This is a genomic window from Pandoraea bronchicola, from assembly GCF_902459805.1.
GTDB lineage: Bacteria > Pseudomonadota > Gammaproteobacteria > Burkholderiales > Burkholderiaceae > Pandoraea > Pandoraea bronchicola.
On record NZ_CABPST010000002.1, the window covers coordinates 165,279 to 192,179 of the forward strand.

21 protein-coding genes are annotated in these 26,901 nt (G+C 63.0%); 8 read left to right on the top strand and 13 right to left on the bottom strand.

Annotation, left to right across the window (positions count from 1 at the left end):
* Positions 1–11: 11 nt before the first annotated feature.
* Positions 12–1,787 (top strand): GGDEF domain-containing protein, encoded by a 1,776-nt coding sequence (locus tag PBR20603_RS04950; protein WP_150558450.1) that lies wholly within the window; start codon positions 12–14, stop codon positions 1,785–1,787.
* Positions 1,788–1,794: 7 nt separating this feature from the next.
* Here the strand turns inward: PBR20603_RS04950 and PBR20603_RS04955 are convergent, their stop codons facing one another.
* Complete coding sequence (locus PBR20603_RS04955; RefSeq protein WP_150558906.1) at positions 1,795–3,195, bottom strand: CoA transferase; 1,401 nt, start codon at positions 3,193–3,195, stop codon at positions 1,795–1,797.
* Positions 3,196–3,426: 231 nt separating this feature from the next.
* Here PBR20603_RS04955 and PBR20603_RS04960 point away from each other — a divergent pair, with 231 nt between their 5' ends.
* Complete coding sequence (locus PBR20603_RS04960) at positions 3,427–4,632, top strand: citrate synthase family protein (RefSeq protein ID WP_150558451.1); 1,206 nt, start codon at positions 3,427–3,429, stop codon at positions 4,630–4,632.
* A gap of 21 nt (positions 4,633–4,653) precedes the next feature.
* On the opposite strand, the gene PBR20603_RS04965 is transcribed toward PBR20603_RS04960, so the two are convergent.
* Both PBR20603_RS04965 and PBR20603_RS04970 read right to left on the bottom strand, forming a co-directional pair.
* Positions 4,654–6,141, bottom strand: a complete 1,488-nt coding sequence (locus tag PBR20603_RS04965; RefSeq protein ID WP_150558452.1) for a PepSY-associated TM helix domain-containing protein — start codon at positions 6,139–6,141, stop codon at positions 4,654–4,656.
* Between the two features lie 156 nt (positions 6,142–6,297).
* The gene (locus PBR20603_RS04970) at positions 6,298–6,726 is read right to left on the bottom strand and encodes a DUF2946 domain-containing protein (RefSeq protein WP_174977783.1); all 429 of its coding nucleotides are present in this window, start codon (positions 6,724–6,726) and stop codon (positions 6,298–6,300) included.
* Positions 6,727–7,059: 333 nt separating this feature from the next.
* Between PBR20603_RS04970 and PBR20603_RS04975 the strand changes: the two genes are divergently transcribed.
* Positions 7,060–7,905, top strand: coding sequence for a lysozyme inhibitor LprI family protein (locus tag PBR20603_RS04975; RefSeq protein ID WP_150558454.1), 846 nt, complete (start codon positions 7,060–7,062; stop codon positions 7,903–7,905).
* Between the two features lie 34 nt (positions 7,906–7,939).
* Here PBR20603_RS04975 and PBR20603_RS04980 read toward each other — a convergent pair whose 3' ends face one another.
* The 3 genes from PBR20603_RS04980 to PBR20603_RS04990 form a co-directional block, all read right to left on the bottom strand.
* A complete protein-coding gene (locus PBR20603_RS04980) occupies positions 7,940–8,830 on the bottom strand; it encodes a hypothetical protein (RefSeq protein ID WP_150558455.1) in 891 nt (296 codons plus the stop codon).
* Between the two features lie 112 nt (positions 8,831–8,942).
* A complete protein-coding gene (gene arsB / locus PBR20603_RS04985; protein WP_150558456.1) occupies positions 8,943–10,031 on the bottom strand; it encodes an ACR3 family arsenite efflux transporter in 1,089 nt (362 codons plus the stop codon).
* The gene (locus PBR20603_RS04990; RefSeq protein ID WP_150558457.1) at positions 10,031–10,552 is read right to left on the bottom strand and encodes an arsenate reductase ArsC; all 522 of its coding nucleotides are present in this window, start codon (positions 10,550–10,552) and stop codon (positions 10,031–10,033) included. The genes arsB and PBR20603_RS04990 overlap by 1 nt, the downstream gene beginning before the upstream one ends.
* 63 nt (positions 10,553–10,615) lie before the next feature.
* On the opposite strand from PBR20603_RS04990, the gene PBR20603_RS04995 reads away from it, so the two are divergent.
* A complete protein-coding gene (locus tag PBR20603_RS04995; protein WP_150558458.1) occupies positions 10,616–10,951 on the top strand; it encodes an ArsR/SmtB family transcription factor in 336 nt (111 codons plus the stop codon).
* 20 nt (positions 10,952–10,971) lie between these two features.
* On the opposite strand, the gene arsH is transcribed toward PBR20603_RS04995, so the two are convergent.
* From arsH to PBR20603_RS05010, 3 genes are all read right to left on the bottom strand, one after another.
* The gene (arsH, locus tag PBR20603_RS05000; RefSeq protein WP_150558907.1) at positions 10,972–11,688 is read right to left on the bottom strand and encodes an arsenical resistance protein ArsH; all 717 of its coding nucleotides are present in this window, start codon (positions 11,686–11,688) and stop codon (positions 10,972–10,974) included.
* A gap of 261 nt (positions 11,689–11,949) precedes the next feature.
* Positions 11,950–12,684 (bottom strand): anti-sigma factor, encoded by a 735-nt coding sequence (locus tag PBR20603_RS05005; protein ID WP_150558459.1) that lies wholly within the window; start codon positions 12,682–12,684, stop codon positions 11,950–11,952.
* Positions 12,681–13,298: a sigma-70 family RNA polymerase sigma factor gene (locus PBR20603_RS05010; protein ID WP_150558460.1), complete on the bottom strand. Its 618-nt coding sequence runs from the start codon at positions 13,296–13,298 to the stop codon at positions 12,681–12,683. Before PBR20603_RS05010 ends, PBR20603_RS05005 begins: the two co-directional genes overlap by 4 nt.
* A gap of 480 nt (positions 13,299–13,778) precedes the next feature.
* Here PBR20603_RS05010 and atzF point away from each other — a divergent pair, with 480 nt between their 5' ends.
* Genes atzF through PBR20603_RS05025 form a run of 3 tightly spaced genes read left to right on the top strand, consistent with a single transcriptional unit; the run spans position 13,779 to position 20,018 of the window.
* On the top strand, positions 13,779–15,596 hold the full coding sequence (gene atzF / locus PBR20603_RS05015) for an allophanate hydrolase (protein WP_150558461.1): 1,818 nt from the start codon (positions 13,779–13,781) through the stop codon (positions 15,594–15,596).
* A gap of 19 nt (positions 15,597–15,615) precedes the next feature.
* The gene (gene uca, locus PBR20603_RS05020; protein ID WP_150558462.1) at positions 15,616–19,236 is read left to right on the top strand and encodes an urea carboxylase; all 3,621 of its coding nucleotides are present in this window, start codon (positions 15,616–15,618) and stop codon (positions 19,234–19,236) included.
* Positions 19,233–20,018 (top strand): GntR family transcriptional regulator, encoded by a 786-nt coding sequence (locus PBR20603_RS05025; protein WP_150558463.1) that lies wholly within the window; start codon positions 19,233–19,235, stop codon positions 20,016–20,018. The genes uca and PBR20603_RS05025 overlap by 4 nt, the downstream gene beginning before the upstream one ends.
* 63 nt (positions 20,019–20,081) lie before the next feature.
* Here the strand turns inward: PBR20603_RS05025 and PBR20603_RS05030 are convergent, their stop codons facing one another.
* Both PBR20603_RS05030 and PBR20603_RS05035 read right to left on the bottom strand, forming a co-directional pair.
* Complete coding sequence (locus tag PBR20603_RS05030; RefSeq protein ID WP_150558464.1) at positions 20,082–20,924, bottom strand: class I SAM-dependent methyltransferase; 843 nt, start codon at positions 20,922–20,924, stop codon at positions 20,082–20,084.
* A 208-nt stretch (positions 20,925–21,132) separates the two neighbouring features.
* A complete protein-coding gene (locus tag PBR20603_RS05035; RefSeq protein ID WP_150558465.1) occupies positions 21,133–22,008 on the bottom strand; it encodes a cation diffusion facilitator family transporter in 876 nt (291 codons plus the stop codon).
* A 224-nt stretch (positions 22,009–22,232) separates the two neighbouring features.
* Between PBR20603_RS05035 and PBR20603_RS05040 the strand changes: the two genes are divergently transcribed.
* Positions 22,233–22,772 (top strand): cytochrome b, encoded by a 540-nt coding sequence (locus tag PBR20603_RS05040; RefSeq protein WP_246174405.1) that lies wholly within the window; start codon positions 22,233–22,235, stop codon positions 22,770–22,772.
* Positions 22,773–23,512: 740 nt separating this feature from the next.
* Here the strand turns inward: PBR20603_RS05040 and PBR20603_RS05045 are convergent.
* Both PBR20603_RS05045 and PBR20603_RS05050 read right to left on the bottom strand, forming a co-directional pair.
* The gene (locus PBR20603_RS05045; RefSeq protein WP_150558466.1) at positions 23,513–24,751 is read right to left on the bottom strand and encodes an MFS transporter; all 1,239 of its coding nucleotides are present in this window, start codon (positions 24,749–24,751) and stop codon (positions 23,513–23,515) included.
* Positions 24,748–26,712, bottom strand: a complete 1,965-nt coding sequence (locus tag PBR20603_RS05050) for an IucA/IucC family protein (RefSeq protein ID WP_246174406.1) — start codon at positions 26,710–26,712, stop codon at positions 24,748–24,750. The genes PBR20603_RS05045 and PBR20603_RS05050 overlap by 4 nt, the downstream gene beginning before the upstream one ends.
* Between the last annotated feature and the right edge of the window lie 189 nt (positions 26,713–26,901).

The following is a 26,901-nucleotide window of genomic DNA, read 5'->3' on the forward strand; positions in this document are numbered from 1 at the left end:
TGTGATCGTCAATGAAGCACAAGTTACTTTCGGCCCTTTCGCTCAACGGCCGTCTGCGGTTGCAGAACCTTGCCGTCGTCTCCGTTGTCGTCATCCTTTGCAGCAGCCTGCTCATCTGGGCCTGGGAAAGTTACCAGCGCGCCAATGATGCGTCTGTCGCGCTCGACGCCCTGCGTGCCACCTTGCTGGCGATGGAGAAGGCGTCTGCCGAGCGCGGACCGGCCAACGCGGTGCTGGGCGCCGATCTCCCGCTGCCGAACGAGTCCGTCATCGCGCTGCGCAATGCACGCGAGGCGACGAATGCACGATTGCAGGAATTGCTCTCCGCGCTCTCGGACGACGCATGCGATCCATGTGGCAGTAGTTTGCGCGCGGTCGAGCGCGCGCGTCTCGATCTCGCCGCCGCCAGTGCCAACGTCGATCTGCTGGTGCAACGCCCGCGCGAAATGCGCAGTGACGCGGCGGTGCGCGACGCTGTCGATCGCATGGTCCGTGTCATCGCTGATTTCGCCCCGGTGGCGTCGTCGCGTATCGACGTGATTTCGCGCGGGGTGCCCGACGCGCTGCACTACATCATCCTGGCCCGTCTGGCGGCGGATTTGCGTGAGTACGCAGGCCAACTCGGCTCAAACTTCACCGCGACACTTACCACCGGCAAGACCCTCAGCGACGCGGATCAGCGCACCATCGAGAGAACGCTCGGTCGTATCGATCAACTGCGCGAGATGATCGGCTCCCGGATGAACGCGCCCCCGGAACTTGGGCCCGAGATGCTCAACGCCCTGAACCGGCAGTATTTTGCTGCCGGGCTGAATTACGTCGCGACCGTGCGCACGCTGGCGAGTCAGCCCCGGCCAACCTCGCTTACGACGGCGGAGTTTGCGCATAACTACGTGCCGACGATGCGGGCGATCACCGATTTTCGCGACGACATGTTCTCGCTGGCGAGGCATCAGGTCGACGCAAAACGCTCGAGCGCGCTCAAAGTGGTGATTTTCATTGCGTTGACCGAGGTGGCGCTGGTGCTGCTGATCGTCTTCGTGCTGCGCAATTTCCGTCGCAGCGTGGTGCAGCCGCTCGAGGCGGCAACGCGTTTTGTCGACGCGCTCGCTCAAGGCAATCTCGAGGCTCCCTTGCCTGACGAAGGCACACCGATGCGCCGAGGGCAGGTGCGTGCCTTGTTCGAGGCGTTGCGCGTTTTGAAACAGAATGCCATCGAGTTGGTGCAGTTGCGTCGCGAACGTACGCGCCTCGCAAGCGAACTGGAGATGAGCACGGATACCGATCCGCTGACGCGCCTGATGAACTGGCGGGCGTTCGAGCGGCAGGCGCGCGCACTTTGTGCGATGCCGTCGCCGGGGCGTGTGGCATTGATCAAGTTCGACATCGACAATTTCTCGCAGATCAATGCGACCTGGGGGCATGCCGTGGGGGACGATGTGTTGCGCCGCGTCGGTACTGTCTGCCTGAATACCTCTCAGCCCGGCGATGTGGTGGCGCGGCTGGGCGCGGACGCCTTCGTGATTCTCGCCCGCGTGCTCGACGGATCGCGCGCGCAGCAATTCGCGGAACTGCTGCGCGGGCGTATCGAAGCCACGGCGCTGACGTTGCCGCACGGCAAAGTCCTGCCCCTGACGGCGAGCTTCGGTATTGCCGTCGACAACGCGGTGACGTTCGACGCGAACGGCCTGACGGCCGGTGAGCCGGCTAACATCTCGGCACTCCTGAGTCAGGCGGAGCGCCAACTCCACGCCTCGCGGCAGGCGCGGCGTCACGTCATGGAGTAATCAGACGTCAAGGCCACCGTGGGGTCGCCGTGCCCAGCGCCATCGCCGGCAAGGCCCAGTCGACGGGCGCGCCTGCAACCGACATTGGCGCGGCCACCCGCCGCACCGGTCCCCACGACGTATCCTCGATCCGGGGAGACAGATCTTCCGGCGTCTCTGCCGCGAGCAGCGACGGCGCAGGTTCGGGCGTGCGATGCATCACAAGCAGGCGGGCGGTCCGGGCCAGCGAGGCGCGCACGGTGCTGCCGACGCGCTGTGACTGGCGAAGGGCAAGCGCGCGAACGGCCGCTGCCGCCATCAGATACCCCGTTGCATAGTCGATGCCTTGCCCCGGCAATGGCACAGGCCGTTGTGCGCCCGCCGCCCGCATGCCTGCATCGGCAATTCCGGCACTCATCTGCACCAGACTGTCGAAACCGCGCCTTGCCTGCCAGGGGCCTTGCCAACCGTAGGCATCGAGCGATACGTCGATCAGCATGGGATTGAGTTCGCGACGCCGCGCCGCACCAAGACCGAGATGCTCAAGCGCATCGGGGCGATACCCATGAATGACGATGTCTGCCTCACGCAGCAGCGTTTCGAGTGTCGCGCGGCCATCAGCCTGCTTCAGGTCGAGGCGCGCGCAACGCTTGCCGAGAACGACTTCCGGCACCGTGCCGGGTTCGTCCCAGCCGGGGGGATCGATACGCAACACCTGTGCGCCGAACCCCGCCAGAAAGCGTGTCGCCGTTGGCCCCGCGAGAATGCGTGTGAGATCGAGTACGCGAATGCCGCTGAGCGGACGTTCGCGCATCGGCTTCCAACTGGCGATATCGCGGTTCGCGCCCGCAGCCGGTCCGATGTCGAACGTTTCCCAGTGCAACAAGGGCTCGCGGGCTACGGCTTCGCCCTGCGGATGAGCGTCCCACTGCGCGAGCGTACGCATGGCTGCGGCACATCCCCCCTGAGCCACCACGGCTGTCTCCAGTGCATCTGCCTGCCAGGTGGCGACGACCCGTGCCACGGCGTCGCGATCGGCGTCCACGCCCAGAACCGACAGGGCGGCGGCGCGATGATGCGGGGCATTGGTGTGCAGACGAATCCAGCCATCGGCCGCCCGGTAATCGCCCGCAATCGGATCCCACATTGGCGGTGACGCCCATCCCTGTGCCCGCAGCGACGTTTGAAACCAGAACGACGCCAGTCGGCGGTCGACATTCACGGCCGGTATTGCCGCGTTATCCGCCAATCCATATTCTCCCGCCGGGCCGGCCGCGAGCCCGGCGATGGCGAGCGTCGCACTGGCAATGGACGCCGTGGCGAAATCGGTGTACGGAAAGGCGCACGGTAATGCGCCATTGCCGCTGATCGTCAGGTTGATAGGGGCGTTGAGGGGCGAGGTGTTGTGCCCGGCGATCGCCAGACGCATCTCGTGCAGGTAAGACGCGACGCAATGAGACGCCTCGGCGAGCGGCACTACACGCCCTGAAACAGCGGAATGCATAGGAAGTCCTTGAGCGATTCGATACGTGGCATCGCAATGAGTCGCGATGCGAAACTGCCGGCGCCTTGAAGCTTATGCCGATGGATTTTATTGTCAATATTGATTAACTTAATCAATCTGTTGGCTCATTTCCCTTCGACACGCGCCGCGAAAACGATGAATTACTACACTGCCACGCAGGCCGCCGAGCGTCTCGGCGTATCGCTGCAAACCCTCTACGCCTATGTGAGCCGCGGATTGCTGCATGCGGAGCCGGGGAAAACCCATCGCGAGCGCCGTTATCGGGTGGCGGACGTCGAGCGTCTGGCCGCACAGCGTACGCGAGGGCGCAAACCGAAAGAGGTGGCCAAGGCAGCGCTGGATTGGGGGATGCCGGTACTGGAGTCGTCAATCACGCTGATCGAAGATGGCCGCTGCTACTACCGGGGACGTGATGCGCTGACGATGGCCGGGACCGTGTCGGTTGAGGCGACTGCCGCTTGGCTCTGGCAATGCGATGAGGCGTCGGCCTTCGTGGCAGCCGGCGAGCGCAAGCGTCAACTGGCCGACTGGCCGGTGCTATTACTCGAGCGCTATCGCGGCCGGCGGGCGGAAGAGGCGCTGTTGCCCGCGTTTACCGTGGCGAGCGACGACGCATCGACGGCGATCTGGCAGCACGACCCGGTTCGCGTCGCACAGGGAAGCGCTGCCTTGTTGCGGCTGATGACGGCGTGTTTGCTGGGCACGTTGCCCGCCGACGCGCCTATCCACGAGCAGTGTGCGCAAGCGTGGGGCGTGCAAGATGCCGATGGCGCCGATCTCATCCGCATGGCGCTGGTGCTATGCGCCGACCATGAGTTGAACGCTTCGAGCTTCACGGCACGCTGCGTCGCGTCGACCGGTGCGAGCCTGCGTGCAGCGGTCATCGCGGGGCTGTCGGCTCTGACCGGTGGCCGCCACGGCGGCACCACCGCCCGCAATGAAGCCATGTGGGACGAAGTCGGTGAAATCGATGTGGCTGTGCGAATGCGAGAGCGGCTCGCTCGCGGCGAAAAGCTGCCGGGCTTCGGGCATCACTTGTATCCGGCGGGGGATGTGCGTGCGAGCGCGATGCTTGACCGCGTATTGCCCGCGCATCCGGCATGGCAGACGATCATCGACGCCGCCGATGGGCTCATCGGGCAACGTCCGTCGCTCGACTTTGCGCTCGTGGCGGTACGCCGTCACCTCAACCTGCCCGTGGGTGCGGCGTTTGGCCTGTTTGCGCTCGGCCGCACCATCGGCTGGATCGCGCACGCGATGGAGCAGCGCGAGAGCACGCAACTGATTCGCCCGCGTGCGGCGTATGTCGGCGAGCGGCCGGCGGCATTACCGCCGGTGTGAGCCCCCGGAGACGTGCCGAGGTTATCCACGCGCGGGCCGCGCAAAGATGAGACGGTCTGCGGCCCAGACGAGTGCCATCGTCGCCCCCATCAGCGGAAAGAGGCAGCCAAGCGCGAACATGCCGATCGTCCATTCGCGCATCGGCGGTCGCGCTTGCGGGCGGGACGGCGCGCCGAGCGAGCGCGCCGGACGGCGTATCCACCACATTGCGGCACCGGTGACGGCCATCGTGAACAGTCCCATGGAAATCAGCGCGCACAGCCACTGATTGGCGGTGCCGAAGTACTTGCCCATGTGCAGCGAGGTTCCGTACGAGATCGCCTGCGCTACAGCGCCGTAGGCGTTGTAGTCGATGTCGCGCAAGACCTTGCCGCTGTATTGGTCGATGTGCAGCGTGCGCTCGTCGCGCGGGTCTGCCGGGAAGTACGACACGGTGTAGACGCCGTCCGGGCGTGACGGCACGACCAGGCTATAGCCGCTCTGAACGCCACGACGCGCTGCAATCGCCATGACCTCGTCGATCGGCAGCGCACCTTCGGCGCGCAAGCGCGCGGGCGATATCCCTGTGCTACCCATGCCCTCGTGACCTTCATGCGCGGTGTGCTCGCTGGTGCCGCCATGCGTCATCCCCGGCATCGACATTGGCGATGTCGAGACAGGGACCGTCGTGTTCCCGACGGCCCAGGGAATTTGCGCGATGGGCAGGTCGTCCATCTTCGTTGGCTTGGCGGGTATCTGCGAGCGCACCGGCGCTGCGCCCCAGACGTCGGCTGGGGAGCCCATGCCGGCCTTCGTCGCGAGTGCCTTGAACTGCGAGCCCCACGAGCCGGACCACGGGAGTCCCGTCAGCACGAACGCCAGTCCGCCGGCAGCCAGCCACAGGCCCGCGACGCCATGCAAATTGCGCAACAGCGCACGTCCGCGCAATTGCAGACGCGGGCGTAACGCGGCGGCCCATGTCGCGCCGGCGCGCGGCCACCACAACGCGAGTCCTGTCGCGAGCATGACGAGCGTCCAGCAACCCGCCAACTCCATGAGCAGTTCACCCGGCTTGCCCAGCATGAGCGAGCGGTGGAGCGCCCGGGCCTGCTTCATCAACCGATGCTCAACGCTCAGGGTGCCAAGCACCGTGCCCGTATAGGGATTCACGTAGACGCTTTCCCGCTCGCCGCTGGGCAGGCGAAAGATGAATTCGGCACTGCGTTCTGGGTCACGATTGACTTCGACGGAACTGATTTGCGATCCGGCGGGCAGCGCTGCGGCCGCGCGTTCCATCAACGCTTGCTCGCTCTGCCGGGGGGAGGTGGAAGCCGCGACAACCATCCGGTCGTGATACAGCCACGGTTCGATTTGCGGCTGGAAGACATAGAGCGTTCCGGTGATCGCGAGCACCATGAGCCATGGCATGACGAACAGCCCGGCGTAAAAATGCCAGCGCCAGAGAGTTCGGTATTGCCCGGCGGTGGTGGCCGGTTGCGCTTCGCGCGTCTGGGAATAGGGGATCTGCATAGGGCAACGATTCCGTCTCGTTTTGCTGCTGCGGCGCGCGATGGATGGCGGCAGCGGCGCGCGCCTGCCGCCATCGTGAACGTTAGGCAAGCAGGAGGCGCGAGTAATGAACGACGCCGTCACCGGCAGCGGCGAGGCATCGGACTGAACGCGAGATCAGGAAACGGCGGGGGGCGCGCGCGCAGGCGGCGTGAAGGCGAGTTGAGTGTGGGACGGCCGGATATCGGCGAGCGGTCCGGCGCGGCCAATCCATGCGAACGACACTGCACCGGTGAGCACGGGCATGACGAGCGGCGGGTGATTGGCGAGCAGCGAACAGTATCCGCAGACGTCGCCCTGAGCGTCGTGCGACGTGTGGGACATGGACGCGCCATGCATGCCGTCGCTGTCAGACGCACGAGCCGAGGGGGCTGGTGCCATCGCAGGCGCCAAGCCGTCGATCGTACAGAACGCGACCTCCAGCATTCGCGCCTGCGCAGCGCGATGCGAGGCCAGTCCCTGACTGACGGCCGGCATGCAAATCGCGAGCCACATGGCGGCGAGGCCGAGCCATGCGAATAAGCGTTTGCGTGCGGTGAAAGACATGCGTCGTGAGCGGTTGGCGCGCGGGGGAAGCCGGAATGCTATCACGCGGCCCGGCGGTGAAGATGACGGATTTCCGATAACCATATCGGTTGTTATGCGTAAGGCCAACGGGCACAACCTGCCGCAGGAAGCGCCGAAGGCGTTTGCCGATGCCATTCGGAAAGTCATGACGCTCTGACGCTGTGCCGGTCCGCCGGGCAACCCCGGCGAGGCGATTGGCGTCTGATCGGAACACCTTGGGCACCGGAATGTCGCCAGCCGCTTGATTTTCCGTTCCGCACGCGTTTGAATCCGGTATTCCTTGGGCTCAGGGCGGATAGCGTGATTGGCACGATGATGAAATCCTTGGCAATGCTGGCGTTATGCCTGTCCTTCGCAGCGATGGCGGGGGACGGGCCGTCGTCAGTCCGCGCCGGTGACATTGATTCGCGTCTGGATCGGTGCCTGGACGATCCGGGCAAACAGTCAACCGGCGATCAGGACGAGTGCATCGTCAACGCCACCCATGCGTGGGACGCGCGGCTGAATGCCAGTTATCAGGCGCTGCGCAGTGATCTGCCGGAAGCGGCGCGGGCTGCGTTGCTTGAGGCGCAGCGGGCGTGGCTGGCGAGCCGTGATGCCGACCTGAAACTGGTCGGCGCAGTGTACGCCACGACGCGAGGCACGATGTACGCGCCTATGAATGCGAACGACGTGATGATGCTGACCCAACGACGGGCTCAGGCATTGACGTATTACCGCGCGGATCTGGAGAGCGCGTCGGCAGGAGCATTCCGTCTGGAAGGCCGTCTGACGCCTGCGACGGTGCCCGAGGAGGACGGCGGCGGCGCCGTGCCGCAGCGAGGTCTGGAATTTGAGCGCAAACAGTGCCAGCGCCTGACCGATGCGGCCGCCATAGCGCGTTGCGCGAGCACTGCGGCACAGCGCTATGGCAAGGACATTGACGACGAAGTGAAGCGCATCGAACGACGGTTGCCAGCGGCTTCGCGCGGGCTCATGCGCATATCCGCCGATAAATGGCGAGGGTTCGTGTTGTCCGAACAGGGGCTTGCCGCCGCTATCTGTCCGCCGTCCGGAACATGGCAGGGACGCGCCTGCGTGGCCATGCAGGCCCGCAATGAAGCCCTTGCGCGCTTACAGCAGCTTGTCCATCTTGAGGCGTTGATCGGCGCCGACTGACCGGTATTACGGTGTCCGGCGCCGTTTCAGGCGCTCAGTCGAGGCGTCGCACGCGCACCAGCAGCCACGCCATCACCGCCGTTGCGACGGCCGTCACGAGAATCGACTGCCAGACGGAGCGTGTGGCGGCCCAGGTTCCGACGAATGCGCCCGCAAACACAAAAATCGCGACCCATTCGAGCACTTTGTCGAGCTTGTTGGGATCGCGATAGCGATGTTTTTCGGCGGTGACTTGCGAGTCAGACGACTTGAGCGCAGCGTATCGCGCAAGAGGCGCGCAGGCGGGAAACGCTTCCACCAGGGTTTTGCTTGGCCACGGATTGACCTCGGCGCGGGGGTTGCCCGCGCCGGTTGTGCGCCAGACGGCATCGGTATCGGCCACGCGCTTGAGCGCCTCGATCTCCTGCGCCAGATCGGCATGAACATGTGTGCCGTGATCCAGCGCCGTGATCTGCTCGAGTTCCGTTACCAGCCACTCGGTGGCGTCGGTGACATCGGGCAGCCCGCTGGTCCGAACGAGGACGAAGGGGCCGTAGGCCGTGGACATGTAGTCGACGAACGCATCGTAGATCGGCCGAAAACGTTCGCCAAGGCGTTCGATCAAAGGATCGCGCCGTCGGGTGGCACGTTCTAGCGCGAGCGCTTTCGTTGTCACCAGATAAGGATATTTCGCGTCCTTTTCCGCTTGTGAGGCGCTCTCCAGAAACGCTTCCAGTTCGAGGGCGGCGTCGTCGGGATCGAAATCGTCGATGACGTAGGCGAAATGAATGTCGTCTGAAGCAAATAGTGCGCGCCAGAAGATCGGGAGATGGGCGTTCGCTTCCAACGACGGGCCCGCGGCAGAAAAGTACGACTTCAATTCGCCTTTACGGCCCTCCGGCATGCGTGGCCAAGGCGGACTCTCCAGAAAGACAGGATGTGACATAGCTTGAGCCTTCAACTGAGTTGGACGGTGCAATCAGGAGTTGGCACGCCAAACCTTCGGGCGACACCGGGGTGAGCCGGGGAAATTCTGGCTGAACTGGCGGATTTTGTCATCACGAGCCGTTCCTCCTCTCGTACCACGGCTTCGTTCGATTCACGATACGCACCACAACAAGCATCAGCGGGACTTCGACCAGCACGCCCACGACGGTGGCCAGTGCGGCGCCCGAGCGCAGGCCGAAGACACTGATGGCCGTAGCGACCGCCAGTTCGAAGAAGTTGCTCGCCGCAATCAGACTCGACGGCCCTGCCACACAATGGGCGACGCCGAGTTTTCGATTCAGCATGTATGCGAGTCCGGCGTTGAGCATCACTTGAACCACAATGGGAACAGCAAGCAGCCCAATGACGACAGGCTGTTCGATAATCACGTCTCCCTGGAATGCGAAGAGCAATACCAGCGTGGCGAGCAATGCGCTCATGGAATAGGGGGCGGCGGCGGCGGCCGCGTTTTGAAGCGCTTCCTGGCGGTGCCGAAGTAATGCGTGGCGCAGGCCTTGTGCCATCGCGACCGGTATCAGGATGTAGACGAGGACCGAGACAAGCAATGTTTCCCACGGCACGCTGATGGCCGAAACGCCGAGCAGCAGCGCCACAATAGGGGCGAAGGCAACAACCATGATGGCGTCGTTCAGCGCGACCTGCGAGAGCGTGAAATAGGCGTCGCCCTTGCATAGCTGAGACCACACGAACACCATCGCCGTACATGGCGCAGCGGCCAGCAAAATCAGCCCCGCAATGTAGCTGTCCAACTGATCCGCAGGCAGCCACGCAGCAAACCAATGACGCACGAACAGCCATGCCAGCAATGCCATCGAAAATGGTTTGAGCAGCCAATTCACCGCAACGGTGACGCCAACGCCGCGCCAATGCTCGGCGACACGGCCAAGTGCGCCGAAGTCGATCTTCAGGAGCATCGGGACGATCATGGCCCATATCAAGACGGCGACGACGATATTGACGTGAGCGATTTCGAGCTGCGAGACAAGCCCGACGTACGCTGGCGCGACGTGTCCGATGAGTATCCCGGCGGCCATGCAAAGCAATACCCAAAGCGTAAGGTATCGCTCGAAGTTGCCCATGACCGCTGCCTTCCCTGAGGTTGCCGTCGATGGGTCGGTGCTGGCACGCGAGTCGGACATCACGCCTCCTTGGCGCGAAGCCGGTTGCCGATCTCCTGGACCTGCTGCTGCGCCGCCACCGGGTCGAGCTTCTCCAACGGAAGGTCCAGAAGCAACTCAATGCGTGCGCGAAGTTGCAGATAGGTCTGGAGAAACGCTTTGCGAACGGCGTCGGGCGTTCCCGGCGTTTGTGACGGGTCGGGAACCCCCCAATGCGCTTTCGCGGGATGACCGGGCCAGAGGGGGCAGGTCTCGCCGGCCGCGTTGTCGCAGACGGTGACGATGAAATCAATGCGCGGCGCTCCGGGCTGCGCGAACTCGTCCCACGACTTGCTGCGCAGTGCCGACGTGTCCGTCCCGCGCGACGCCAGCAACTCGAGCGCGTAAGGGTTGGGATGACCGGACGGCTGGCTGCCGGCGCTGAATGCCACAAACCGGTTCCCGCCGAGGTCATTGAGAATCGCCTCGGCGAGAATTGAGCGCGCCGAGTTGTGCGTGCAGAGGAACAGCACATGACGCTTGGTGGTATCTGCTTGTATCATGATGCAAAAATTCCGGAAATATCGAAATATAAATTCCGTGTCGAACACGGACCAATCGACGCCATGCAAACTACCTTGAACGATACCGACGCTGTCAAAGCGCTTGCCGCACTGGCGCAAGGCAATCGCCTCGCCGTGTTCCGGCTGTTGGTCGTCGCAGGGCCTGAAGGCCTTAGCGTCGGTAACATCGCCGAGACGCTCGGGCTTGCCAACGCCACGCTGTCTTTCCATCTGAAAGAGCTGGCCAATGCGGGCTTGATCTCGTCCAGACAGGAAGGGCGGTACATCTACTACGCGGCGTCCATCGACAAGATGAACGCACTGGTCGGCTTTCTCACCGAAAACTGCTGCCAGGGCGTGCCGGGGCTGTGCGAACCGGCGTCGTCACGGAAGTGCTGAACTGGTGGGTTCTCCCGGGGTTATTCGGCGTTTGCCGCTGCGCCGATCGCAATGGCGGACAAGTCGGCCATAGTGTCGAGCGGCGTATCGGCTTCGGCGCGCTCGCTGTAGCGCTCGACGAGATAATCGCTTTTTCCGCGTAGCAGCAACGTGAACTTGATCAGCTCTTCCATCACATCCACGACCCGGTCGTAATAGGCGGACGGCTTCATCCGGCCAACCTCGTCGAACTCTTGAAATGCCTTGGCGACTGACGACTGATTCGGGATCGTGAACATCCGCATCCACCGGCCAAGCTGTCGTAACTGATTGACTGAATTGAAGGACTGAGAGCCGCCGCTGACTTGCATGACGGCAAGGGTGCGGCCTTGCGTCGGCCGGATACCGCCCATCGAGAGTGGGAGGTGATCGATCTGCGTTTTCATGACGGCAGAGATCGTTCCGTGCCGTTCGGGACTGCACCAGACCTGTCCTTCCGACCACAGCGACAACTCACGCAGCGCCTTGACCTTGGGATGGGTGTCGCAGTCGACTTCGTCGGGCATCGGTAAGCCGCGAGGGTCGAAGATGCAAACCTCAGCGCCCATGCACTCCAGCAGCCGGGCGGCTTCCTCGGTCAACAGCCGGGAATATGAGCGCTCGCGCAGCGAACCGTATAGCAGCAAGATGCGCGCCGGTGCTGCGGCGGCCATGCCGAGCCGGGACGCAATAGAGACGTCCAGATACCGGGACCGCACGGCAGGAAGGGTGGGAGGCGAGGAGACGGAATCCACGGCGGCAACTGGCGATGGTTTTTATATTTCCAATAATATGGAATATTCAGGTTGCGCGCAAGCCGCTTCTGACGGGAGGGGATTTCGGCAAAGCGCTTTACTGCCCGTGAGTCACGACGAAATGCCTCACATCGATAGACTGTTCAGCGAACCAGGCCTCGCAAGATTGGAGATATCGCCGCCCGCCAGGTCCGGACGAGGGGGGCGTCGACGCCTTGCGAGCGCTCAGGCCGGGCGGACCGCGCCAGTCGCAACCACCGGACCGGTCGGCTGGCCGGTCGGCGAGCCACCGGGTGGTTCGATGGATACCGCCAGCATGGCGTTGTTGCCCATCTGCGCGAGGATTTCCGGCGAGAGCGCCATTGACGCTGGCTGATCTGAGGGGAATACGCCCAGCGCAATGGGCTTCGCATTGGGCGGGATCAGCCACAGTTCAGTGGCGCGTCCGGCAGCGATGACGGTCTTGTCGGCTGGCACGACGACCATGGCGGCGCGGCGGGTGTCAACGGTTGCGGTCCAGTGCGCAACGCCGTCCTGCCGGGCGATGGTTGCCACCATATACGGGCTGGCCACGGTGGTGGACGGGCCGGTTTGTATCAGCGAGCCGAAATTGACGGCAAGCAAGACAAGCGTGGCCACGCTTGCCCCAAGCCCCAACCAACGCCAGAGGCGCAAATTGTCCCACCAGGTGGACGGTGCTGTCGTCTGCAGGACGGGCCGGACGCCAAAAGGGACACCAAGATCGCGCTGAATCCGTTGCCAGACGCGAGGCGGCGGCTCGACCGGTGCGACATCTTCGGCCAACAGCGCGATGCGGGTTTGCCACTGATGCAGGCGAGTCTGGATGAGCGGGTTCTCGCCGGCCTCGCGCTCGAGCTCACGCCGTTCGTCCGCGCTCAACACCCCGAGGGCATATTCGGCGCAGCGCAGTTCGTCGTCTTGGTTGGCGGATGTATTCATTGCTCAAGGCACACTTTCAATTGCATCAGACTGCGGCGAATCCAGCTTTTCATCGTCCCGAGCGGCACGCTCAGACGACCGGCCAGTTCGCTGTAGGACGCGCCGCTAAAAAACGCCTCTCTTACGACGCCGCGCTGTTGCGGCTCAAGGCGCCGCATGCACTCTTCAAGACGCTGCCGCTCCTGTGACGCTTCGGCCAGGGCGGCGGGTGTGGGGTCTTCCGAGGGAATGGCAAGGGCGTCAGGCTCATCGAGGGCCGTCTCACGATGCTCCCGCAAACGGTCGATGGTTCGGTTGCGGGCCAGCGTGATAAGCCAGGTCATCGCGCTGCCCCGGGCAGGGTCGAAAGCGCTCGCCCGTCGCCAGACACTGACGAAAACGTCCTGAAGCAGATCTTCCGCCTCGGCGCGGTCGCGAACCATGCGCAGAATGACGCCGAACACGCGCGCGGAGGTCATTCGGTATAGCTCGGCAAACGCGTCGCGATCTTCCTGCCCGACGGCCGATAGCGTTCGATTCAAGGCGTCGCGCCATGCGGCATCGGCACTCCTGTCGCCAGCGCGCTGAGCGCTTGGCGAACCGGTTCGGTCGGTGCTTTCGGGCAAGTCATTCATGCGGACGCGGCCGTCGCGTGGGCCGTAGCGTGGACGATCCGGGGAATATAGCACCTTCATCGCGGCAAAGGGCGTCGAGTCGGGTGTCAGGTGACTGGGGTTGGGCATGGCGCGACGTTGGACGGAGATCATGCCGGGAAATACGGATGACGCAGGCCTTCGGATGCAACGCGTCGATATGCGCTGTCAATGCAATTGTTGCGTGGCCCGATCGCCACACACGCCCGCCGGCATGTGCACCGCGGGCCAAATGACCCGCACGCAGGGTGTCCGCGCCAAGAGAACCATTCGGTGTGTGAGGTGCGCCTGGGAATGGTGCGCCTGCCTTGCATTGGTGCGAAACGTGCCCCACCGGGATGGCGTGTTTGACGAGCAATCGTGCACGCTTTCGGCGCAATCCCGGGGCGCTCCATTTGCCACGGGCGTTGGCACGAAACTTGATTAGGTTCACGCAGACTTGTACACAAGAAGGAGTACCAAATGCGTGGATGGACCATCGCCGACTGGCTGACCGCCTACCGAGACGGCGCGACGCCGCGCTCGCTGCTTACTGAATGGCGTCAGATGCTCGACGAACCGGATGCTGCCTGGATCTCGGTCGTCTCCGAAGAGGTTCTGGCGGCACAACTCGCTGCGCTGGCCGAGCGCCTGACCATTGCCGGGCACGAGCTGAGTCTGTTCCCGCTGTATGGCGTGCCGTTCGCGGTGAAGGACAACATCGATGTCGCGGGCTTTGCGACGACGGCGGGCTGCCCCGCATTTGCCTATGCGCCAGACAAGAGCGCGACGGTCGTGGCGCGGCTCGTTGCGGCGGGCGCTATCGTCGTGGGCAAGACCAACCTGGATCAGTTCGCCACGGGGCTTGTCGGCGTACGCTCGCCGTACGGCATTCCTACGAATGCGTTCGATCCGGCATATATCAGCGGCGGCTCGAGTTCGGGCTCCGCGTCTGTCGTCGCGCGGGGTCTCGTGCCGTTCTCGCTTGGCACCGATACGGCCGGGTCGGGGCGCGTGCCTGCCGGTCTGAACAATATCGTCGGCATCAAACCTACGCGCGGCGCATTCAGCAATGCCGGCGTGGTGCCCGCGTGCCGCACGCTCGACTGTGTCTGCGTCTTCGCGACCACGGTGCCTGACGCAACTCGCGTCTATGACGTGGCTGCTGCGCTAGACCTGAAGGATGGACTGTCGCGCGAAGCCCCCGCGTGCGCGTTGGCATGGCGAATGCCCGAGGCGCCCCGTCTGGCGATTCCCGCCGCGCCCGAGTTTTATGGCGACAAACTTGCCGAGCAGGCCTTTGCGGATGCCGTCGCAAGGATCGCGGCGCTTGGCGCCACCTGTGTGCCTGTCGACTTCTCATTGTTCGACGAAGTGACGGCATTGCTCTACGACGGTGCGTGGGTGGCTGAGCGTTACGCCGCCATTCGCGACTTCGCGCAGACGAATGAGGCGGACATTCACCCGGTGGTGCGCGACATCGTCTTCAAGGCAAAGCAGTTCTCGGCCGCAGATGCATTCGACGGCATCTATCGGCTCGCCGATCTCAAGCGCCAGGCGGACGCGCTTCTCGCCGGGTTCGATGCATTGCTCGTGCCGACGGCCCCCACGCATTACCGGATCGACGAGTTGTTGAACGACCCCGTGCGCCTCAACAGTCATCAGGGCAAATACACCAACTTCGTGAACCTGCTCGACTGGAGCGCGGTGGCCGTGCCGGCCAGCCTGAGAAGCGACGGTCTGCCTTTCGGCATCACCCTGATTGGCGATGCCTGGCGTGAGCGGGCGCTGTCCGCCTACGCCGCGCGGTGGCACGAGGCCACCGGGCTGCCGCGTGGGGCGACAGGCTTGCCGCTGCCCGAGCGCACACGGGTCGACGCACCTCTGCCGGCTCCCGAGGACGACGTCATCCGCGTGGCGGTCGTTGGTGCGCATCTGCGTGGCATGCCGCTGAATCACGAACTGACCTCGCGCAATGCCAGGTTCGTCGAGGCAACGACCACATGCCCGGCATACCGGCTCTACGCGCTGTCGAACACCGTGCCTGCCAAGCCGGGGCTCGTGCGCGGTGACGAGGGCGCTGCCATTCAAGTGGAGTTGTGGGATGTTCCCGCTCACGCTTTTGGCACGTTTGTGGCTGGCGTACCTGCACCGCTCGGCATTGGCACGCTCGAACTGGCGGATGGCCGGTGCGTGAAGGGCTTCATCTGCGAGCCGTTCGCCATTCGCGACGCCATGGATGTCACCGAATTCGGCGGTTGGGCCGCCTATCAGCAATCGCTGCGCGCAACCCCCCGTTAACGCCGGAGCCGCCCCATCCATGTTCGATACCGTTCTGATCGCCAATCGCGGCGAGATCGCCTGTCGTATTGCACGCACGTTGCGTCGCATGAACATCCGCAGCGTTGCCGTTTATTCAGACGCCGACCGCAACAGCCTGCATGTTGGCGCAGCCGATGTGGCCGTGTCGCTGGGTGGCAATGCGGCTGCCGAAAGCTATTTACGCACGGACCTCATCCTGGCTGCCGCAAAGGCGACTGGCGCGCAGGCCATCATCCCCGGATACGGGTTCCTCTCGGAAAATGCCGGATTTGCAGCGCAATGCGAAGCGCAGGGGATCGTTTTCGTCGGCCCGACGCCCGAACAGATGGAACAGTTCGGGCTCAAACACGCGGCACGTGAGCTTGCCAAACGCGCCGGGGTGCCACTTACGCCTGGTTCGGGATTGCTCGCCGATGCCGAAGCGGCACGTAGCGCTGCCGCGGCCATCGGGTATCCGGTCATGCTCAAGAGCACCGCGGGTGGCGGAGGCATCGGTCTGACGCGGTGTAACGACGAAGCCGAACTCATCGCGGCTTTCGAGTCCGTACAGAGGCTGGGCAAATCGTTTTTCGCGAACGCGGGCGTTTTTGTCGAGCGCTTTGTAGACCGCGCGCGGCACGTCGAAGTCCAGATTTTTGGCGACGGGCAGGGCAATGTCGTTACCTTGGGCGAACGCGATTGCTCGCTGCAACGTCGCAATCAGAAGGTGGTGGAGGAGACGCCTGCACCGAACCTGCCAGCGCAAGTGCGCGAGCAATTGCTCGCAGCTGCCCGGCGGCTCGGGCAGTCGGTCAACTACCGCTCGGCGGGAACGGTGGAATTCATTTACGACGCCGCCGAGCAAGCGTTCCACTTCCTCGAAGTCAATACGCGTTTGCAAGTGGAGCACGCGATCACCGAGGCCGTGACAGGTGTGGATCTCGTCGAGTGGATGATTCGCACGGCAGCCGGCGAGCCGCCAGTACTCCAGGAGGACGTGAGCGGGCAGGGCGCCAGCATTGAAGTTCGCGTCTATGCCGAGAATCCGCTGCGCAACTTCGCGCCCAGCCCGGGCGTACTCACACAGGTCGAGTTCCCGGCAGACGTGCGCGTCGACACATGGGTGGAAACGGGCACCGAGGTGTCGGCACATTACGACCCGATGATTGCCAAGATCATTGTCTTCGGCAAAGACCGGACGGAAGCCATCGCCAGACTTCGGCGTGCGCTGGCACACGCCAGACTTGGCGGTATCTCGACCAATCTGGATTACTTGCGCGCCATTGTCGGCTCCGAGGGGTTCGCTGCGGGCGAGGTTTCGACGCGTGCGCTGGATACGTTCCCGTATGCACCGGCCGCCGTCGAAGTGCTCGAACCCGGCACCTACACGACGATTCAGGATTATCCCGGTCGCGTGGGTTACTGGGACATCGGCGTGCCACCCTCAGGCCCGATGGACGATTGGGCATTTCGTGTGGCCAATCGCATTGTCGGCAACGCATCGCATGCGGCAGGTATCGAAGCCACCGTCATGGGGCCGACGTTGCGCTTCTGGGCGGACGCAACGATTGCGCTGACGGGCGCACCCGCAGACGCGGAACTCGACGCCGCGCCGGTGCCGTTCTGGGCGCCGGTTCACGTCAAGGCCGGGCAGACGCTTCGCATGGGCAAGGCAAAAGAAGGCTGCCGAACCTATCTCGCGGTGCGCAACGGGTTCGACGTCCCCGTTTATCTGGGCAGCCGTGCCACGTTCGCGCTGGGTCAATTCGGTGGTCATGCTGGCCGCACGTTGCGCGCGTATGACGTCCTCCCCATTGCCGACGTGGCATTGCCCGCGACGCAGGATCTCGCGCCGGTGCATGTTCCCGAGGCACTGCCCGATATGCTGGTCCCGAAATACGGCAGGACATGGGACATCGGCGTGCTGTATGGGCCGCACGGCGCACCGGACTTCTTTACGCAAGCCTCCATCGACACGTTTTTTGCGGCCGAGTGGGAGGTGCATTACAACTCGAACCGTCTTGGGATTCGACTGAACGGGCCCAAGCCCGAGTGGACCCGCATGGATGGCGGCGAGGCCGGGCTGCATCCGTCGAATATCCACGATTGCGAATACGCGCTCGGCAGCATCAACTTCACGGGCGATATGCCGGTGATTCTGACGCGCGATGGCCCTAGCCTCGGCGGGTTCGTCTGCCCGGTTACGATTGCAAAGGCGGAGCTGTGGAAGGTCGGGCAGGTCAAGCCCGGTGACCGGATCCGCTTCCGGCCGATGTCGTTTGACGATGCCCTCACGCTCGAACGCGCTCAGGATGCCTTCCTCGAGACCTGGGATGCTGTGCCGTGCAAGCCAATGCCGAACCCTGTGGACCATCCATACCGGATGCAGCATGACGCCACGCCGCTGCTTCATCAGGTGCACGCACAAGGTGAGCGACCGAAGACGGTGGTGCGGCAGGCGGGCGACAAACATGTGCTCGTCGAGTATGGCGAGAACGTACTGGATCTGAATCTGCGTTTCCGCATTCACGCCCTGATGGAAGCGATGCGCGCGCAGGCGGTCAACGGTGTTCTGGAACTCTCGCCAGGTGTGCGTTCGTTGCAGGTGCATTTTGACAGCCGCGTCATTTCGCAGCGCGCACTGGTCGAGTGCATTGCGGCTGCGGACGACGGATTGCGCGACGTTCGCACAATGCGGGTGTCGAGCCGGGTTGTCTATCTGCCGATGGCCTATGAGGACTCGGCCACGCTCGACGCGGTTGCCCGGTATCGCCAGTCGGTCCGCGATACGGCCCCGTGGCTGCCGAGCAATACGGAGTTCATTCGGCGAATTAACGGGCTGGCGTCTGCTCAAGCGGTGCAAGACACCGTCTTCGCTGCAAGTTATATGGTGCTGGGCCTCGGCGACGTGTACCTCGGAGCGCCGTGTGCAGTACCGGTCGACCCGCGTCACCGCTTGCTCACGTCGAAGTACAACCCTGCGCGCACCTATACGGCGGAAGGGACGGTGGGGATCGGCGGCGTGTACATGTGCATTTACGGCATGGACTCGCCCGGTGGCTATCAGTTGGTGGGCCGGACGTTACCCATCTGGAATCAGTTCCTCAAGAACGAAGTGTTCGTGGACGGCAAGCCATGGCTGCTGCGCTTCTTCGATCAGGTGCGGTTCTATCCGGTGACGGAGGCGGAACTCGACACGCTAAGACGAGACTTCAGGGAAGGTCGACAGAGGGTGCGCATCGAGGAGGAAGTCTTCGATCTGGGCGAGTACAACGTGTTTCTCGATCGCATTGCCCCCGAGATGGCGTCGTTCAAATCCGCACAGACCCGGGCCTTCGACGCCGAGGTTAAGCGCTGGGTTGCCGGCGCATCGGGCGGCGAGCGCGTACTTGAGGGCCGCGAAGCGGCCGCGTCAATCGAGATTCAGGGCACCGTCGTTGCGGCGGATATCACGGGGAATGTGTGGAAGTTGCTTGCGCAACAGGGCGAGAGGGTCAGCGCGGGGGATCCGTTGTTAATTCTGGAGGCGATGAAGATGGAGTTTCAAATTGCGGCGCCGCACGACGGCGTGGTCGGATCGTTTCATTGCCGTCCGGGAATGATGATCAGCGCGGGCGATCCGCTGGTGTCGCTGGTATGAAGACAGCCGCCATCGACATCGTAGAGCCGGCCGACGTGCATTCGCCGGAGCTTGGTCCTGCGGGCAGCGCCGGTTCGCTGGCTGCCCAGATATACGCCAGACTCAAGGCTGACATCTTTGACTTTCGTCTGTTGCCGGGAGACCGGTTCAGCGAAGGTGACGTGGCTGCCCGCATGCAGGTCAGCCGCACGCCCGTGCGGCAGGCGTTGTTCTGGCTGCAACGCGAAGGCTATGTCGAAGTCCACTTCAAGAGCGGGTGGCAGGTGCGCGACTTCGACTTCAAGTATTTCGAAGACCTGTATGAGATCCGCATCATGATGGAGTCGGCGGCCATCGCCCGTCTGGTCAGGGAGGATTCCATCGCGGCGTTGATGCCGCTACGCGAGATATGGTGCGTGGCGCCGGGCAAGCGCGAACCTGAGCCGGCGAGGGTCGCGGCATTGGACGAAGCGTTTCACGCCGGCTTGATTGCGGCGACCGGGAATCTGGAGATGGTCAGAATGCACTTCGATGTGACCGAGCGAATCCGAATCATCCGGCGGCTGGACTTTACCAAGGCACCTCGGGTGCTGGCGACATACGAAGAGCACGCGGCGATTCTCGATGCGATTCAGTCCAGGGACGCGGGTCTGGCCCAGGCAAGAATCGAGGCGCATATCAAGCAGAGTCAGGCCGAGGTCAAGCAGATTACGTTGCACATGCTTCATTCGGCACGAGAACGATTCGACTCGCTTGCCAGACGCGATCTCGTGCCGGGCAATCTGCCGGGATCTTTGAAGTAAAAAAAGCCGCCTGAAAGGGCGGCTTCGTGGACCTCGTGATGAGATGTGGGAGATCGCGCGGCCTTATGCCTGGGGCACGAGCGCGGTGGAAAAGCGCTCGCGCAGCTCTTCCAGTCCGAGTGATTCCAGCACAGTTTCGAGCCGTTCGGCGGGGCGGCGGCGAGGCAGGTTCTTGTACTGCGCGATGATCAGCTCGTTTTTCATCGAGTGTTCCCAGCCCACCAGTTCGGTGACGGTGACATGGTAACCGTGGGCTTCCAACTGCAAGCAGCGCAGCACGTTGGTGACCTGGCTGCCGAACTCGCGGGTGTGCAGCGGATGGCGCCAGATTTCCGTGAGCGGGTTACCCGCCAGCAGTTTGCCTTTGTGCTTGCGCAGGACGCCGGCCACTTCGGCCTGGCAGCAAGGCACGAGCACGATATGACGGGCCTGCTTGGCCAGTGCGAAGCGGATGGCGTCATCGGTGGCCGTGTTGCAGGCGTGCAACGCGGTAACGACGTCGATCGTGGCGGGAAGGGCTGGCGACGTGATCGAGTCTGCCACGGACAGGTTCAGGAACGACATGCCGGGGAAGCCCAGCCGCGCGGCCAGCGCTTGAGAGGACTTGACCAGTTCCTCGCGGGTTTCGATGCCGAAGATATGCGAGTCGTCCTCCAGCGCCTTGAAGAACAGATCGTAGAGGATGAAGCCAAGGTACGACTTTCCTGCACCGTGGTCAGCCAGCGTGACGCGGCCGCTTTCGGTTTTGACTTCCTGCAGCAGGGGCTCGATGAACTGGAACAGGTGATAGACCTGCTTGAGCTTGCGGCGACTGTCCTGGTTCATCTTTGCGTCGCGCGTCAGGATATGCAGCTCCTTGAGCAGCTCGACGGACTGGCCAGGGCGGATTTCGTGGGTATTCGACATGTGAGGCTAAGTAAGCGGCGGGAGGTGATGTGTCCCGGAATACCGGCAGTTTACCGAAAAGGGCCGGACCTGGCCCGAAACTCACCGGCAGCACCGTTATCTTCGGCGTTCATCAGGCGAACGGCACCGCGCATTGGCGTCTCACTTACTTCGTATCGAGCAATTGCAGATAGGCACCGAACATGTCGCTCAACGCGTCATGGGCGGTTCAATGCCTTCCGACTGACACCGGGTCCACGTGCGTCATGACATCGAGGACCTTGGGGATCGTTTTGATTCGACGTTGCACAGACTCTGCAATCTGATGCCCGTCCCTGACCGTCAGGGACTCATCCACTTCGATATGCACGTCGACGAGGACGAAGTCGCCGACGGTACGTGTGCGGAGATCGTGGAATCCGCGCACACCGCTGACGCTGGCCACAGCATGTTCTATGGCTGAAATTTCCTCGTCGGCCGCCGCATGATCCATCAGATCGCTCATGGCGGACCAACCGATCTGTCCGCCCATTCGCGCGACCATTGCCGCGACAATCAGCGAAGCGATCGGATCTCCCATGGGAAAGCCAAGGAGATTCGCAACAATGCCGACTAAAACCACGAGTGATGAAGCGGCGTCCGATCTCGCGTGCCACGCATTCGCAATCAGCATTTTGGAATCGACTCGCTTACCGACGCGGAGCATGTAGCGGAACAGCAACTCCTTCGCGAGCAGTGCGAGTGCCGCTGCCCACATGGCCGACGCATGAACCACCGGAATCGACACCGGATCGAGCAGGCGAGTCACTGCGGTCCACCCGATCCCGGCGGCAACGCCGAGCATGAGCAGGCCGAGCAGCAGCGATGCTGCCGTTTCAAATCGATAGTGACCGTAGGGGTGATTAGCGTCAGGGGCGAGGCGGCTCTGACGGTTTGCGGCAATCACAACGAAGTCCGATACGAGGTCGGAAAGTGAATGGATGCCGTCAGCCACCAATGCCTGCGATCTGGCGAGCAGTCCGATTGCCACTTGAGCAATGGACAGGAATAAATTCACCCAAACACTGATCAGCGTGCTGTGTTTTGCTGCGGTATGACGATCCATGATTATCCTTCGCGCGGGGTTGGCTGAACAGGTGGCTGTGCTCCCGGCGAGGCGAACAATATTTTAAAGACTGTGTTTTTGCAAGTGTTTGATGTTGCGGAAATTTTATTATTGAGAATCGTTTCAATAACTAATCTCATCACCTGAATTTTTTTAAGAGGCTAATTCTCTCCTAATGCGAATGGGCGCACAATTCGCCATCAAGTAAATTCTCAGGTGCATTAGTGAACCAACGAACTTCATTCGGTGTTATTGCCCAGGCATTTCACTGGGGCATGGCCTTGCTGCTCGTCGTGCAATACACGGTAGCGTGGACGATGCCGCATATTGGGCGGGGCACACTTCCGGTCGGCTTGGTCGGGTGGCATCTGTCAATCGGCACAGCGCTGTTGGCGCTGGTGCTGGCGCGGCTGTTGTGGCGCGTAACCCATCCGGTCCAGCCGCCCGAAGGCTCGCGGCTCCTGAACGCCTTGGCGGGAGCCGGGCATGCCGCGATCTATATCTTGCTGTTAGCCGTTCCCGTCATGGGGTGGATCAACGCTTCATCTCGCGGTTACGAGGTCCACCTGTTCGGCGCCGCTACGCTACCTCCGCTGTCAGCGACGGGTTCGGCACTCGGTCACTCGATGGGGGATATTCACGTTTATGCGTCGTACGTCCTGATTGGCGTTGTCGGACTCCATGTGCTCGCGGCCTTGTATCACCATTGGATTCTTAAAGACGGCGTGATGGAACGGATGCTTCCGCTCAGGCGTGCTAAATAGAATGCGCTGAGGCAGCCATCGGGACTCGGAGAAAGCCGCGTATGGCGAATTGCATCATGCTTTCGCCGCAGTCCAGTCGAAGCTGCTGAGATAACCGATGAACACGTCCGCCACGTGACTGAAGCCGCAAACCCTTGGCGAGAAGCGCATTTCGCCAACAACGCGCTGTCTGACGATTTCGCTAGAGCAGTGCGGCCGCAATCCGGGTGATCATGGCCAGTGTGATCAAGGAAAGCGCAGGGACTAAGGCCGATGCAATGAGTACTGCAAGCATATGCCTCGGGCGCATTTTCCACGGGGTGCCGGCCTCGTTACGTCGCCGAATGGCGTCCGGGTCATACCCGGCAGCGCGCAGCAACTCGTCTGAACGCGCCGGCCAGGCATACTCTGGACGCAGTTCATTAGGTGGGGGCATTCGGTTCGGTCCGGAACGTGTATTCGGCCGAGCGCGCATATTGCTTATTTTTTCGTGTCATTCCTGTCGGGCACCCAAAAACACGCGAAATGTTGCGCCGGAAATGGCCTTCGTGCGAAACACATCATCGATGCTAGCCGGTTCGGCGACATGACGGTACTCGAAAGAGAAAAAATGACTTGTTCGATGACGCGGGCAAGAGGGGGGTGCGTGCGCATCCGCTATGCCACATACCACAAGCAAAGCGTCGTCGTGAGCGTCATGAATGATCGCCATCAGGCAGACTTGACACGGATTGGCAACCCATCGGGGGCGATTGCGACGCTCAAGTGCTTGGCGTCGTCAGGCGCACCTGCCCCGTGACTGCCCGAACCGCCACCCACCGCACGACCAGCAGCGCTATCAGCGCCACGCCGTACACGCCCGCCATGGCGACAAAGCCCGCTTGCCAGCCGAACAGCCCCGTCGCGGCGGCCGCCACACCAAGGCCGATCAGTGCGCCGGCCTTGGCCGCGCTGCTGCACAGCCCCAACGCAAGGCCCTGGCGGTTTGCCGGGCTGGCTTCGGCTACCAAGCTGTTAAGTACTGGCAACAGGCCGCCAAGGCATAGCCCCCAAGCCAGGCGTGCCGCGATGAAACCAGCCTCACTCTGTGTATGGCCCTGCCATAGCGCCGTTGCCGCACAGACTGCGGTCAGCGCGCAGACGCGGCTTAGTGTGAGGTGAATCGGCAGGTGAACAAAGCGCTTTGCCCACCAGCGAGCCGATAGTGCAAGCGTAGCCGCCGTGGCGCTGTAGGCAATGCCGGCTAGCATCACAGACCCGTGCAGCGTCTCAGTGATGTACGGCACGAGAAAACTCTGCGGCATGATGCGTGCGGCCTGCACGGCCACGGTGCCCAGCAGCAGGCCGATCGCCAGAGCGCCCAACCGTGTGGATGCCGAGGAGGGCGTTGCGGCGGCAATGTTAGCCACGTGATGGCAGGGTCTGGGATTGACCGAAGGCAGGCACAGCATCGCTAACGGAATGCAAGCCAGAATGATGATGGCCCCCGTCATGTTGGCTTGCCGGAAGCCGACCCAGGCTACCATCCATGCACCGACCGGCGGCGCCATGAAGCTGGCACAGGCGGTGACGGTCTGAAGGTCAGCAAAGACACGGCGGTGCACTTCGGGTGGTGCCACGCGTAACGCGTAGACTTGCGCGGCTGCCAGAAAGCCGGCCAACGCGCCCTGAAGCGTACGCGCCAGCAGCACGGTGGCTGCGGAATCGGCATACACCGACCACAGTTGCGACGCGCCCAGCGCGATCAGCGCTCGCAGAATCATCGGCTTGGGGCCGACCCGGTCGGCCAGGCGTCCCCACCATGGCGCGGTCACGAGCGTGGCGGCCATCGGGGCGAAGTACACTGCGCTGGCGACCCACGCGAACGGTACGTGCGGCACAGGGGTGAGTTCTCGCAGGAACAGTGGCCAGAACGGGCCCGTCATCTCCATCGCGCCCATCGACAGCATCTGGATGATCAGCAGCCACCGGAGGGTGCCGACATGCGTTGACGGACTCATGCCGGCATTGGCGCAGCGAAGGCGGCCAGCGGATTGGGCAGTGTGGCGTGCATGTCGTCCGACTGGTCACGCAAGCGCATGCGAACAAAGGTCTTGAAGGTCCATGGCGCTTGCAGCAGCGCACGATACTCTTGTGCCCAGGTATTGGTATCCACGGTGGCCCTGTGCTGTGCGAACACTTCATGCATAGCGTCGTACCACTGGCGCATGCCTTGTGCGCTGCCATCCTCAGGGAACAAAGCAAGCGCGAGTTCGCCCACGTGGCACAACAGGAAAGCGTGAATCAACTTCTTGCGCGGGATGGTGCGGTCAGGGTAGGTGGTATGGCCGTCCCGGAATGGCGAGATGGAAAAGCCCTGCGCCTGCAGCGCGGGCAGGGCAATCTTGATATCGCCGAAGTCGCGCACAACCAATCGTTGCGGCATGCCTGCCGCATCTATCACGACGAAGGTGTTTTGCTGGTGTGCTTCGAGCGCGATGCCGTAGCGCAGATAGAGCCCGACGACGGCTGGCATCGCCACGCGCAAATAGGCGTCGAAGAAACGTGCGGCTCGTTCGGCACGGTGGCCATCCGCCTGGCGTGCGAGCACTGTGTCGAGCAGCAGAGGGGCCGCGACGCCTGTCATGTCAGCTGTGAAGTCCGGCGTGAACAACGCCCCGACTGGTAGCAGACGCTCGTTGACGGCAATGCGCGTTGTCGGATTGTCACGTACGATCATTGACAAGTGGCGTGCGCGGTTGTCGTCGGCGTCGATCAGATGCAAGCCATGGCGTTCGGGAACGATCGACAGCACGCGGGCCAACGCCGCATCGGTGGCCAGAATGCGCTCAAGCAGTGCGCTGACACGCGGCCCCATCACGGCCGACTTGGGAGACACTGTGCGTTCCACACTGGTCAGTCGCATGCTGATGGGCAGCTTGAGCATTGGGCTTCCCGGCGCATTGACAGCCGCCACGGTGCGAAACGACATAGTGGGATGTGTCGCGATGGCTATCTCAGGCAGGAATATCAATTCGCCGGCGGCCAGTTCTCGGGCAAAAGTCTCCCGTAGCGTTGCATCGCGCTGCCATGGATGCACGGGCAACGGCAGCCACGCCTCGGGGACAAGGTGGCGTAGTACCAACGCGCGCCGAAATTCGGCCATTGCGTCGGGAAAGGTGGCGGCGAACCATGTGACGTACGGCTGGGTACCGTCCATTGTCGTCACACTCACGCGATGCGCCGCCACTGCGGCCAGGCCAACCCGCACCTGCGCTTCGAACTCAGGAGACAGCGCGATCACCTGCCTGGGCGTGAGCCCCAGTCGGGTCTTGTACGCCGGGTGCCAAGGGTGGCCACCGGTGCCCCATTGCTCTGTACGCGCAAGGGCTCGCGGGCTGCCGTTAGCCGTGAGCAGGTCGATGGCGTCTCGCGCCCCGGCGGCCACGCGTTCGGCCGCAAGGCGAGCGCCCCAAGCCAGCCGGTAGGCCTGGCACAGCGTGTCGTTGTCTTGGCTGTTGTCGAGCTCGACCGAGAGCCGGGTGATGGCGGCTAATCGCTCCGCTCCGGCATTCTGCGTGTCTAACAACGGTCCGAGGTAGTGAAGTAAAACGGAAGCCCGCTCGACAGGCTGGGGCGGTTCATTATGTGTGAGGGCGAATATGTCACCGGCCAAGGCCCAACTCCCAAGCGCCCCTGAGCGAGGGCCGGTGAAACACAGCTGTACGCGCCGCTGCTGGATTGGCAAGAGGGTAACGTCGGCACCGGTATCGGCGATCAACTGGTCGGGGCAAAGCAGCGCTTCTCGAAACAAGGCTTGTAGCAGGCGCGACAATACACGCTGGCGCGCCATTTGCTGAGCGTCACGCCAGTGCGCGGCACGAACGCCGGCCTGAGCAAGCTCGGGGATGGTCTTGTGGAACAGCGTGTCGGTTGTGGCAACCGGCGTTGCCGGGGTGGTGGAAGCAGCTTGATGTTGCACGATGGCTCCTACGAGGACATAAGCGTGCAGACAAGCGATGGCTCGACCTGCGACGCAAGGACTTGAGTAGGGACCAATCGAGAGCGGGACGTGCGGGGCCTGGATGGACGGCACCGCTGAAATAGGAGGCAATCCCGCCGCTACAACTTGTGTTGCCTCGCACTTTATTGCAAATGCGACGCATTTGCA